The organism is Lachnospiraceae bacterium KGMB03038 (assembly GCA_007361935.1).
GTDB lineage: Bacteria > Bacillota > Clostridia > Lachnospirales > Lachnospiraceae > Massilistercora.
The window spans coordinates 793,619-806,612 of sequence record CP041667.1; the positions used below are offsets into that span (position 1 = coordinate 793,619).

A 12,994-nucleotide genomic window follows, 5' to 3' on the forward strand; every position below is an offset into this window, starting at 1 on the left:
AAGGTTCATTACGGTTATAGCAAGAAAATCTGCGGTCCAGCCGTGGAAATCAGAAAATGAATACGGTTCCAGTATTCGATAAGCAAGTCTAAACCGTATAAACTATCAAAATCATACGGTCTGAATATTCAATAAGCAAATCTAAACCGTACAGATCACTGAAATCATACGGTTCTACATTCATAAATTTATTCCCAACCGTACATGCAATAATATGAAAGTATGATTATAAAAGAGAAAGGGAAATCATATGGAAGGACTTAAAAAACTGTTGTTAAAGGAACAAAACAGGCTGGAAGAGATCCTCAAAAAGACCAAAGCGCAGCTAAAAGCTGCTCCACAAGGGAGTTTGCGTCTGTCCAGCAGCAAGAACTGGGTGCAGTATTATCATTGTATTCCTGGCGGGAAGAAAAACGGCGTTTATATTCCCAAAAGAAATGAGGAATTGGCCTATCAGCTTGCTCAGAAGGGTTATGACGAAAAAGTGCAAAAATTGGTCGAGAAAAGATTATCGCAGATTAAAAAGATCACGAAAGATTATACAGATGAAGAAATCGAAAGAATCTTTTTGGATGAGCATAAGGAAAGAAAAAAGCTGATCCGGCCGGTGGAGCCTACGTGGGAAAAGCAGTTGGAGAGATGGGCGTTAAGAGAGTATAAGAAAAAGGAATTTCAGGAAGGAACTCCTGTTATTTTGACGGAACGGGGTGAGCGTGTGCGATCAAAATCAGAAAAGATTTTGGCAGATTATTTCCATCGGAACGGAATCCCATACAAATATGAGTGTCCATTATTGTTGAAAGGCTTTGGTATTGTTCATCCAGATTTTACTTTCTTTTCCAGGAAGACAAGGCAGGAAATCTACTGGGAGCATGACGGCAGGATGGATGACCCAGTATATGCCAGGAATGCGGTCAGGAAGATTCATGCATATGAAGAAAACGATATCTATCCCGGAGAGCGTTTGATCCTGACATTTGAGACGGAAAAGATTGTTTTAGATACGAAGCTGATAGAGAAGTTGATCCGCAGATATCTGTCTGAGTGAAAATTACATATCCTTATAAATTCCTTAGAATCATCCTTTATGCTGATCTTGTAAAGCAGATAAGGAGGACTTTATATGGAACAAGATATTGTAGTGATCAAAAACTTATCGAAGGAATTTAAGGGGCAGAAAGTGTTAAGGGAAGTCTCTATGAAAATTCCGGAACATTGTGTATATGGGCTTCTGGGGCCAAATGGAGCAGGAAAATCCACCTTGCTTAAAAGCATCACAGGTCTTTTGAAACCTACATCCGGCGCCGTCTTTTTCCAAGGGCACAGGTGGACCAGGGAAGATTTGTCTCAAATTGGCGCGCTGATCGAAACGCCGCCGATCTATGAGAACCTGACGGCGTGGGAGAATCTAAAAGTGCGGGCCCTTCTCCTTGGAATTGACGACGAGAGGATCCAGGAGGTGCTTTCCCTGATCGACCTTGGGGATACAGGAAAGAAAAAGGCAGGAGCCTTTTCCCTTGGAATGAAACAGAGACTTGGCATCGGCCTTACTCTTTTAAATCACCCGAAGCTGCTGGTGCTGGATGAACCGATCAACGGCCTGGATCCTCTGGGCATACAGCAACTGCGGGAATTGATCCGAAGTTTTCCAAAGAAAGGGATCACGGTGATCCTGTCCAGCCATATTTTAAGCGAAATCCAGCAGACTGCGGACTATATCGGGATTATATCAGGCGGGCGTTTGGGATTTGAAGGAAAAGTGGATGAACAGGAGGACTTGGAGGCCTTGTTCATGGAAGTCACAGCAAAAGGGAGGAAAGACAGATGAAAACCTATTTTAGAGCAGAAATGTTAAAATACCGTCATACTTCTATGAAAGGGCTTGCCGTGGGTATGCCGCTGATCACAGTTTTTCTGGCAGCCTGGCTGACCCATCAGTTTTTCGCTGTAGACAGCTATAACTGGTGGTATATTGGGATGTATCCGGGATTTTTGGGGATTCTGTGCGGTCTGATCGGAGGAAAGGATAAAAGAAAGAAGAATCATACCATCTGGTCCCTGCCCTGTGCCATGGAGAAGATCTGGGATGGGAAAATCCTTGTTGGCGCTGTGATTTCTGGAGTTTCTGTGATCTGTGTCACAGTCTTTACCATTTTGGCCGGGGAACTGATGGAAAGTATCCTGCATATACAGTATCTGGCCAAGCCTTCTATTGGGGCGCAGATCCTGGCGGGTGTCCTGATGTGGCTGACGACTCTGTGGGAGATTCCCTTTTGTCTCTTTTTATCCCAGAAAATGAGCACATTTTTGATGCTGGTGATCCATGTGGGGCTTTATGCGGTTTTGGCGGCCGCGGTTTCTCTGACTTCCTGGTTTGCGTTAGTTCCAGGGGCGATCACCGCAAGACTGATGTGTCCGGTTCTGGGAGTGTTGCCCAATGGGCTGATCGCCCAGCCGGGATCGATGACTTATTCCGTCCAGATGACGGAAATGGGAAGCCTGTTTCTTGGAATTCCGGCGGCCCTGCTCTGGTTTGGGGTTCTGTGGTGGGGAAGCAGAAAGTGGTTCGGAAGGCAGGTGTCTTCCAAATGAAAGAAGTTTCTCGAAAGGAGGGCGGCTTTCCAATGGGGACCTTCATCCGCAGTATGAGGGCGGAGCTATTGAAGATGCGGCACACTTTTTTACTCCCCTTTTACGGAATGGTTCCCCTGGTGGGGAGTGTGATATTCTTGGCTTATTATAGGCTGGCAGAATGGAGTGAACCAAGCCGGATCAGCGGGTTTGCGGAGATGATCGGCATTGCGCTGCCCCTCCTGGTCAGTATTGTGTGTGCCGGGAATGTAGGATTGGAGGAAGGAAATCATTTTCAGGTTTTCTTGGGAAATTCTATGAAGAAGTGGAAGAACCTGGCAATAAAGTTTCTGGCCCTTTCTGGATTGGGGACTCTGGCAGTTGCCGGTGGAGTGGCATTGTTTGGACTTGGCAGCTATTTCCTGTTTGGAAAAGGAGAGATTCCAGCAGCTTTGTATCTGAAGCTGGCGGCGGTCTTGGCTCTGGGAAGTATTCCCTTATATTTGGAACATCTGTTTTTGAATCTTCAGTTTTCCAAAACGGTATCCCAGTGTGTGGGAGTAGGGCAGTTTCTATTATCTGCGCTGTTTTTGACCGGACTGGGAGAAGAAAGATGGATGTTTTTTCCATGTACATGGAGCGCCAGAGGGGGCATGTTGGTGTTAAACTGTGCATTTCGGCCAGAGGCGGGAAGAATTTACATAGAAGAAGCAAAAAGAGCGGGGATGATCTGCCTGTTGCTCTTGCTGCTGATCTGTGTGATAATCGGAATATGGTTTCATTATTATGAAGGAAGGCAGTGTAATGATTGAGATATTAGTGATCGATGATGACAGGGGAATCTTGGAGGTGATGCGAAAAGCGCTCTCAAGAGAAAATTATAGGGTGACCGCCTTAGACGATCCGCTTAAAGTAAACGAGAAAGATCTGGCAAGGTATCAGTTGATCCTTCTGGATGTGATGATGCCGGGCATAGATGGATTTGAATTATGCCGGAAGATCAGGGACCGGGTGGATTGTCCGATTCTTTTTCTGACCGCGAAGAATGAGGAAAAAGATGTGATGGAGGGACTGGGCATCGGGGGAGACGACTATATTACCAAGCCTTTTGGGATAGGAGAACTAAGAGCCAGAGTTGCCGCCCATATCCGGCGGGAAAATCGGGAGAAAAAGCACGCCATATCCATCGGTGAAGTACGCTTTCTCATGCAGGAGCGGAAAGTCTGCTGTCAGGAGCAGGAAATTGGATTTACAAAGGCTGAGTATGACATTTGCGAATATCTGGCTTTGAACCGGAATCAGGTGTTTTCCAAGGAACGCATCTTGGAGCATGTGTTTGGATTTGACGGAGAAAGCAGCAGTTCGGCGATCACAGAGCATATCAAAAATATCAGGGCAAAATTCCAGAAATTTGGGATCAATCCTATAGAGACAGTGTGGGGGATCGGATACCGATGGAAATAAAGAGAATCAAAAAAAGAAAACAAAAAACCTTGGCAGGGCTGTTCCTGAAATTTGCTGTTTTATTCTGTGTGACGACAATTCTGATCGCTGTGGGCTGTACCGCCGCGCTGATCGGCAGTGTATATACCGGAGCCGCGCTGCCGGCCAATTACGCGGAAACACAGTTGACGGAACATACGCGGGACATTAAAGGGGCGGGGGAATCGGTGGAAGAATGGATTCCCCAGGGCTGTACTTACGGCATCTACAGCCCCAGTGGAGAGTGGAAATCCGGAAGCTTTACGGAGGATGAGAGGGAAGAAGCCTGGAGGCAATATCAAGAAGAAAGTATCTACGCGCCATCGGGAGCTTATTACCGTTTTATCGAGCAGGAAAGCGGAGATGTCTGTATTGTCCAATATGGTCTGTATGTCAGATATGCCTGGGAACCGCTGAACGGCAGATTACCGTCTCCAGAGGCTATGTCTCTGGTACTGACTGCCGCTTTATTTATCCTGAACGCGGTTCTTCTTTCCAGGCATTTTGCCAAGAGACTGAACCAAAGACTGGGAGATCTTCGCAAGATTACCGATAAGATCGGGGATCATGATCTGGAATTTGAGACAAAACCATCCGATATCAAAGAGATCGATGGGGTCATGACGTCCCTCTCCCAAATGAAAGACGCTCTGAAAACCTCTTTGGAAACACAGTGGGAAATGGAACAGCAGAAACAGGAACAACTGACTGCACTGGCCCATGACATCAAAACGCCCCTTACGGTCATCCAGGGGAATGCGGAGCTTCTGGCAGAGGATCAGCTTTCACCGGAAAGTAAAGAGTGCGCGGATTATATTCTGGCCAATGTAAGAGACATTGAGCAATACTTGGAAGATATGAAACAGGTGCTGTATGGAAATGGGAAAGAGTATCGGGCGGAAAAGATTTCCTGCGCAGAACTGGGGGAGGAACTGCGCAGGGCGGCGGAGCAGATCGCCGCGGCAGATAAAATCCCGGTGCATTATGAGGCGGAAGAGTTACAGGGAGATCTTATCTGCTGTCCGGAATGTCTCTTAAGGGCCTGGAAGAATATCTTGAGCAACGCAGGGGAATACACAGATAAAAGCCGGGGGATCCGGGTACGGCTGGGACAGTGCGAGCGGGAAGGAAAAGAATATATGACCGTCGCTGTCCAGGACAATGGACCTGGATTTTCCCCAAAGGATCTGGAATACGCGGATCAGGAATTCTACAGCGGAGACGACAGCCGCCATAACAGGAAGCACCAGGGACTGGGACTTGCCATCGCGAAACGGTTTCTGGAAGAACAGGGCGGATTCCTGGAATTTGGCAATTATGAGAATGGGGCGGAAGTTGTTATGGGGATTATGTTAAACGTCATATCTATAAGTTGAGGATAATTAAAATTACGAAAATCAGTAGAGAGCTGTGATATACTATAACTAAAGCTCGAGATAAAGTGGCATATGGGAAGACGGCAGGCAAAGAGGTGATCAATATGGCCTACAGTGAGTTGGTAAAAAACTTTAATTCTATTCGCGATTACATGCGGGAGTTTTATGTCTATGGATTTAAGAGCAGAGAGGAATATACCAGGAAAAGCGCCCGTTCCTATGATAATGAACGCCGCCGTTTTGAAAGCTGGCTGGGTGACTATATGCAGTTCCGCAAGAGGACAGATGGAAAACGTGTTTTCATTTCTATAGATACTCGTGTATCAAGGCATAATCCTTTGTACAAAGCCTGGAAGACCAAGAGCTTTACAGATGGCGATATTACTCTTTATTTTATTATTTTTGATATTCTTTCTGATCCTGAGGTGAGGATGACAGTAAAGGAGCTGACTGAGCGTATAGATGGATACCTTTCTCAATTTCATGGTTCCAGAATGTTTGATGAGTCTACAGTAAGGAAAAAGCTAAAAGAATATGTTTCAGAAGGAATCATGATAGCAGAGAAAAAGGGAAAAACCATAGTCTATAGACGGGCACAGACGGGCTGTGAACTGAATCAAGATGTGCTCGACTTTTTTTCTGAAGTGGCGCCTTGTGGCGTTATAGGCTCATTTCTGCTTGATAAGATTCAGGAAAGAGAGTCTCATCTGTCATTTAAGCATCACTATATCACCGGGGCTCTGGACAGTGAAGTCCTTTGTGCTGTTTTTGAGGCCATGAGAGAAAAAAGAAGTATCATTCTTGAGAATGTGAATCACTATAAGGAGCGAATCACAGAAAACCGCGTGGTTCCTCTTCGAATTATGATCAGTGTGCAAAACGGCAGACAGTACCTGATGGCGTATTCTCATCGCTTTAAGCGGATAATGCCTTTCAGGACTGACAATATCATTTCCGTGAAGCCAGATGAGATCCGCGGACATTTTGATGAACTGCAGACAAAGCTGGATCAGATGCTTCCCCACATATGGGGCGTCAGCACACAAAGCCGGTCTGGGAAACCCATGGAACATGTCGAATTCACAGTACGATATGAAGACGGAGAGCGGCATATTCCAAAACGTTTAGAGCGGGAGAAACGAATCGGCACAGTTGAACACCTGGACGAACATACCAGCCGGTTTGCGGCAGATGTATATGATGCAAGCGAAATGATCCCTTGGATCCGTACGTTTATCTGCAGGATCGTCAGCCTCAGCATATCGAATAAGGAACTGGAAGACCAGTTTTGGGCGGACATCCGGTCGATGTATGTCCTTTACGGTTTGGAAAGCGGTGAAAGAAATGATTTTCAGTGAATTATACAGCACATACTATCATACAGTCGCGGCTGTGCTGGCAGAGGCCGTCAGCCATCCGCTAAGTAACGATGAGTTGAAAACGATCGTGGAATCTCAGGCCTTTGGAGAGAGCATTTTAAGCATTCCTTCAGCGCTCAAAGAAGAAAGGTGGAAGCTTCTAAAGCCAGACGGAACCACTCCTATCAAGAGGAAACCGGATATGCCGTTGACAACGCTTCAAAAAAGATGGCTGAAATCAATTGCCCAGGATTCCCGCCTCCGTCTGTTTGGAGAATTTGATCTAGATTTTCCAGACGTTGAACCGCTTTTTCTTCCTGAGGATATCTTGGTTTTTGACAGATATAATGACGGCGATGCTTATGAAGATGAGACTTACATAGCGAATTTTCGAATAATTCTCAACGCGGTCAGAAAGAAATATCCATTGTATATAGAAACAAAAAACCGGAGAGGGGAGGTCTTGGGCAGGACTATTTTTCCTGAAAGTCTGGAATATTCGGAGAAAGATGATAAATTCCGTCTGATCGGCGCTGGAGACCGTCGTGGAAACACGATCAATCTGGGAAGAATCGTGAACTGCAGACCTTCGGAAAAGATCTCTAAAAGCTGCGGCGGACAGCGGGGCACACGCAGACAACGCAGCGTTGTATTTGAGCTGAAGGATCGGAGGAATGCCCTGGAACGGGCGCTCCTGCATTTTGCTCACTTTCGGAAGCAGGCTGAGAAGATCGCGGACGACAGATATCAGATCACGGTATATTACGACAAGGAAGATGAAACAGAGATTGTGATCAGGGTGCTGTCGTTTGGACCGTTGATTCGGGTAACGGCGCCTCAGCATTTTATAGGATTGATAAAACAAAGATTGATGGATCAGAAAAGCTGCGGGCAGTAATGTTCGCAACTTTTTTTCCGTGATAGATCCCGCTGTGAAAAGTAGAATAGTATTGTGAAAGGAGATGAGACCATGTTTGAGATAAAAGGGAAAGTAAATACCGCTGTCTGCTATGCGAAGATTGTTGAGGAAGGCGCAGTTGAGCAGATCCGCAGAATGTGCGACTATGAGCTGACAGAAGGCAGCCAGATCAGGATCATGCCCGATGTACATGCCGGCAAAGGCTGCACAATCGGGACCACGATGACCGTGAAGGATAAAGTCTGCCCCAATATTGTGGGCGTTGATATTGGATGTGGAATGTATACGATAAAGTTGGCAGAACAGTTACTTGATTTCGAACGCATCGATGAGGCTTGTCATTTTATACCATCTGGTATGAATGTATGGGAGGGCAGGACAGAAAGATTTGATCTGTCTGGTCTGCGCTGCTATCGTTCTTTAAACGATACAAAGAGGCTGGAGCGTTCGCTTGGAACGCTGGGAGGCGGGAATCATTTTATTGAGGTGGATCAGGCTTCTGACGGATCTTATTATCTTGTGATCCATTCTGGCAGCCGGAATCTTGGAAAACAGGTGGCGGAAATATATCAGCAGCTTGCGATTGACCTTCATACTGGCAAAGAGAAGTATTTTCTCAGAAGAGAGGAGATTATCCGTACTTACAAGGCACAAGGAAGAAGTATGGAAATCCAGAATGCGCTGAAAGCTCTTGAAAAAGAATATACCGTAAAAAAGCCGGAAGTTCCCAGCGATCTCTGCTGGCTGTACGGTTCTCTTCTGGATGATTATCTCCATGACGTTGATATCTGCCAGCGTTTTGCCCGCAGAAACAGAGAAAGAATGGCAGAAATCATTTTGGAGAAAACAGGCATGAGTGCTGTGGAATCCTTCCATACGATCCATAATTACATTGATACGAAGGAAATGATCCTAAGAAAAGGGGCGATTGCGGCACACGCCGGTGAAAAAGTGCTGATTCCGATCAATATGCGCGATGGTTCTGTACTTGCCAGAGGAAAAGGGAATCCCGAGTGGAATTATTCTGCTCCCCATGGGGCGGGGAGGGTCATGTCCAGGACTATGGCAAAGCGTTCCCTGAACCTGGAGGATTATAAGGCGTCTATGGAAGGGATCTATACAACCTCTGTCAATGAAAATACCATCGATGAGGCGCCTATGGTTTATAAGTCTTTAGAGGATATTATCGATGTAATAAATGAGTCGGTTGATGTGACGGATATTATCAGACCGGTATACAATTTTAAGGCGGCGGAGGATGATTTGCCGTGGATGAAGAGAAAGGAGGGCAAACATGGAGAAACAGATCCGCGGTAAACTCCGGGAGATTGAAGAGACAGAAAATGTCAGGATCCTTCTTGCAGTGGAGTCGGGCAGCCGTGCCTGGGGCTTCGCTTCCCCTGACAGTGATTATGATGTCAGATTTATTTATGTTCGCCCGAAGAACGATTATCTTCGTCTGGAGACGATCAGAGATGTGATAGAACTGCCAATAGATGATGTTCTCGATATAAACGGCTGGGATCTGCAGAAGACGTTGAGGCTCTTGTATAAATCCAACCCAACGCTGTTTGAATGGTTTTCCTCCCCGATCGTATATGCACAGACGGAATTCGCGGATAAGTTCAGAAAAATTATGAATGAGTATTTTTCGACAAAGCGGGGGATCTATCACTACATCAATATGGCGGCCGGAAACTACCGGGAATATTTAAAGCGTGATATGGTAAAGGCAAAAAAATATTTTTATGTACTCAGGCCTGTCCTTGCCTGCCGCTGGATCATGGAGAAAGGTACGCCGCCTCCTATGCTATTTTCAGAACTAATGGACGCTGAATTGCCGAAGGAACTGGCGCGTGAAGTAGAAAAACTTCTTGATCTAAAAGTACATTCTCCTGAGATAAAGGAAATCCCACGGATAAACAAGATCAATGAATATCTGGACGTATCACTTTTCGAAATACAAGAAAAAGCGCAGACAATGGAAGAGGCAAAAACCATAGAGTGGACAGCGTTAAACGAATTATTTTTAGAAGAGATTTTATAAATCAATTTAGTCGCCTCGAAAAAATATGATTAAATTGATATTGAAACAGATAAAATACCATGCTATGGTGTATTTAAAGTGGAAATACACTGCCTATATATGGAATAGGGAGAAATAGAAATATGATCACAGGTGAATTGAAAAACAAAATTGACAGTTTGTGGGAAATTTTTTGGACAGGCGGGCTTACGAATCCTTTAGATGTTATTGAGCAGATGACATATTTGATGTTTATGAAGGATTTGGATGACATGGATAATCTTCGGGCAAGAGAAAGCGCAATGCTTGGTCTTCCCTATGAAAGTATCTTTGCCGAGGAAGTGACGATTGGAGAGCGTACAATTGCAGGGAATCAATTAAAATGGAGTGTTTTTCATGATTTCCCTGCTCAAAAAATGTATACGACAGTGCAGGAATGGGTGTTCCCATTTATCAAAGAGCTGCATGGAAATAAGGAAAGCGCTTATGCCAAATATATGGGGGACGCGATTTTTAAAATCCCCACACCATTGATCTTGGATAAGGTAGTCACTGCTATGGATGCAATCTATGATCAGATGGCACAGATGAAAGAAGCGGATACGCGAGGGGATGTTTATGAATATTTGTTGTCAAAGCTTGCGACAGCAGGTGTAAATGGACAGTTTCGGACCCCTAGACATATCATTCGTATGATGGTGGAATTGATGAAGCCAAAAGCAGATGATATGATCTGCGATCCAGCTTGCGGGACGTCCGGTTTCTTGGTTGCGGCGGGAGAATACCTGAAGGAAAACTGTAAAGAAGAAGTCTTTTTCGACCAGAAGAATAAGGAACATTATATGAATCATATGTTCCATGGTTATGATATGGATCGAACGATGCTCAGAATAGGAGCAATGAATATGATGACTCACGGCATTGAAAATCCATATATTGAATATCGGGACAGTCTTTCCGACCAGAATCCAGATCAGGAGAAATACAGCTTGATCCTGGCCAATCCTCCATTTAAGGGAAGCTTGGATTATGATACAGTGTCTCCAGATTTATTGAAGGTGTGTAAGACAAAGAAAACAGAGCTTTTATTTTTGGCTTTATTCATAAGAATGCTGAAAGTTGGAGGAAGATGTGCCTGCATTGTACCAGATGGTGTGTTGTTTGGGTCTTCTAAAGCCCACAAAGCAATCCGACAGGAATTGGTAGAGGGGAATTGTCTAGAAGCAGTCATCTCTATGCCTTCTGGCGTGTTTAAGCCATACGCCGGAGTCTCGACAGCAATTTTAGTTTTTACAAAGACGGGACATGGAGGTACAGATAAAGTCTGGTTTTATGATATGCAAGCAGACGGTTTCAGCCTGGATGATAAGCGGACTGCTGTGAAAGAAAATGATATCCCGGACATTATCCAGCGATATCGTAATCTGGAACAGGAGCTGGACAGGAAACGAACAGAGCAGTCTTTTTTTGTGGAAAAACGAGAGATTGCTGAGAATGACTATGATCTTTCGATCAATAAGTATAAAGAGATTGAGTATGTACCAGTGGAGTATCCGCCGACAGAGGAGATCTTGGAAGATTTGCGCAGTCTGGAAACAGAGATTGCAAAAAATCTAGAGGAATTGGAAGAGATGTTAAAGCGGGATAATAAAGTGTAAATTGATATTTGTGGGGATAGAGATGGAAAAAATGTTATTGAAAGACTGCTGTGAAATACTGGATTTTATGCGAGTGCCGATCACGGCAGCAGATAGACGAGAAGGGCCATATCCTTATTATGGAGCAAATGGGATACAAGATTATGTTGCGGATTATATCTTTGATGATGAACTTGTATTATTAGCAGAAGATGGGGGGAATTTTGGCTCTAAAACAAAACCGATTGCTTACCGAGTCTCCGGAAAGTGTTGGGTGAATAATCATGCTCATGTCTTAAAGCCTAAGGAAGGAGTGGATGTTGATTTTTTATGTTATTCCTTAATGTTTTACAACACAGATGGACTTGTTAATGGTGCAACAAGACAGAAGTTAACACAGGCGACAATGAGGAAGATGTTGATTCCAAATATTCCGCTTGAAAAGCAGGTGAAAATTGTAAATCAACTTAATAAAGTAGATGTAATAAAGCGTCTCTATCGGCAGCAACTTCAAAAATTAGACGACTTAATCAAAGCCCGATTTGTCGAGATGTTTGGGGATCCTGTGGACAACCCGTTCGGCTGGGAGAAACGGGCGCTCGGCAGAGTATGTGATGTTAGAGATGGCACACACGATTCGCCGGAGTATTATACGACAGGCTATCCCCTAGTGACTTCAAAAAATGTTACGAGTGGATATATTGATTTTTCAACATGTAATTTTATTTCTGAAGAAGCATACCATCAAATCAATGAAAGATCTAAGGTTGATTTTGGTGATATTATTATGCCTATGATTGGTACTGTAGGGAAACCTGTGATTGTGGATATAGAACAACCTACATTTGCAATAAAAAATGTGGCGTTGATAAAGTTCCCTGCACAAGTGCCCGTTTGTAATCTTTATATACGCTCATTGTTGGAATCGGATTATTTCGAAAGAGCAGTGATAAGCAAAGTACGTGGCGGGACACAGAAATTTATTGCGCTTGGTGATATTCGCAAATTAGAGATACCTATACCTAGTAATGATACACAGAATCAATTCGCCGCTTTCGTCACCCAAGTCGACAAATCGAAAGCTGTAATACAAAAAGCACTGGATAAAACCCAGCTTCTTTTTGATAGTCTGATGCAGGAATATTTTGGAGAGAGGTAAATATATGGGAAAAATGACAGTATTTCATGGTGGATATGAAGCGATTCCAAGGCCAGAAATCAGAATTGGGCGGAATACAAAAGATTTTGGCCCGGGGTTTTACTGTACAATTATTAAGGAGCAGGCACAGCGTTGGGCGCGGCGCTATGATACAAAGATTGTTTCTATTTATGATGTGCGCCTTGATATGGGATTAAAGATTAAAGATTTTCAGGAAATGTCAGAAGAGTGGCTGGATTTTATCATTGCCTGCCGAGGCGGAAAAGAGCATGATTATGATATTGTAATTGGAGCTATGGCGAATGATCAGATTTATAATTACATTTCTGATTATATTGAGGGAATAATTACGAGAGAGCAGTTTTGGTCATTAGCAAAATTTAAATATCCGACCCATCAGATTAATTTTTGCACAAATGCCGCTCTAAAATGTCTGGAATATCGAGGATATGAGGAGGTCAAATAA

The 12,994-nt window shown here is 44.3% G+C and carries 12 protein-coding genes and 1 pseudogene; all 13 read left to right on the top strand.

The features are described 5' to 3' along the window. Positions 1-250 precede the first annotated feature (250 nt). Positions 251-1,048: a hypothetical protein gene (locus tag FND36_03930; protein QDW73257.1), complete on the top strand. Its 798-nt coding sequence runs from the start codon at positions 251-253 to the stop codon at positions 1,046-1,048. Between the two features lie 75 nt (positions 1,049-1,123). Next, positions 1,124-1,828 (top strand): lantibiotic protection ABC transporter ATP-binding protein, encoded by a 705-nt coding sequence (locus tag FND36_03935; protein QDW73258.1) that lies wholly within the window; start codon positions 1,124-1,126, stop codon positions 1,826-1,828. Further along, positions 1,825-2,592, top strand: coding sequence for a lantibiotic immunity ABC transporter MutE/EpiE family permease subunit (locus tag FND36_03940; protein QDW73259.1), 768 nt, complete (start codon positions 1,825-1,827; stop codon positions 2,590-2,592). The genes FND36_03935 and FND36_03940 overlap by 4 nt, the downstream gene beginning before the upstream one ends. Further along, on the top strand, positions 2,589-3,383 hold the full coding sequence (locus FND36_03945) for a lantibiotic immunity ABC transporter MutG family permease subunit (protein QDW73260.1): 795 nt from the start codon (positions 2,589-2,591) through the stop codon (positions 3,381-3,383). The genes FND36_03940 and FND36_03945 overlap by 4 nt, the downstream gene beginning before the upstream one ends. Beyond that, on the top strand, positions 3,376-4,035 hold the full coding sequence (locus tag FND36_03950) for a response regulator transcription factor (GenBank protein ID QDW73261.1): 660 nt from the start codon (positions 3,376-3,378) through the stop codon (positions 4,033-4,035). Before FND36_03945 ends, FND36_03950 begins: the two co-directional genes overlap by 8 nt. Next, complete coding sequence (locus FND36_03955) at positions 4,026-5,429, top strand: HAMP domain-containing histidine kinase (protein QDW73262.1); 1,404 nt, start codon at positions 4,026-4,028, stop codon at positions 5,427-5,429. Before FND36_03950 ends, FND36_03955 begins: the two co-directional genes overlap by 10 nt. Before the next feature lie 104 nt (positions 5,430-5,533). Beyond that, positions 5,534-6,787, top strand: a complete 1,254-nt coding sequence (locus FND36_03960; GenBank protein ID QDW75531.1) for a WYL domain-containing protein — start codon at positions 5,534-5,536, stop codon at positions 6,785-6,787. Beyond that, positions 6,774-7,685, top strand: coding sequence for a WYL domain-containing protein (locus FND36_03965; protein QDW73263.1), 912 nt, complete (start codon positions 6,774-6,776; stop codon positions 7,683-7,685). Before FND36_03960 ends, FND36_03965 begins: the two co-directional genes overlap by 14 nt. 72 nt (positions 7,686-7,757) lie before the next feature. After that, positions 7,758-9,023: an RtcB family protein gene (locus FND36_03970; protein QDW73264.1), complete on the top strand. Its 1,266-nt coding sequence runs from the start codon at positions 7,758-7,760 to the stop codon at positions 9,021-9,023. Further along, positions 9,001-9,753 (top strand): nucleotidyltransferase domain-containing protein, encoded by a 753-nt coding sequence (locus FND36_03975; protein QDW73265.1) that lies wholly within the window; start codon positions 9,001-9,003, stop codon positions 9,751-9,753. Before FND36_03970 ends, FND36_03975 begins: the two co-directional genes overlap by 23 nt. A 122-nt stretch (positions 9,754-9,875) precedes the next feature. Beyond that, a complete protein-coding gene (locus FND36_03980) occupies positions 9,876-11,390 on the top strand; it encodes an SAM-dependent DNA methyltransferase (GenBank protein QDW73266.1) in 1,515 nt (504 codons plus the stop codon). A 22-nt stretch (positions 11,391-11,412) separates the two neighbouring features. Next, positions 11,413-11,943 (top strand): annotated as a pseudogene (locus FND36_03985) (restriction endonuclease subunit S). A gap of 589 nt (positions 11,944-12,532) precedes the next feature. Then, entirely contained in the window at positions 12,533-12,994 is a 462-nt protein-coding gene (locus FND36_03990; protein QDW73267.1) for a DUF3990 domain-containing protein, read from the top strand.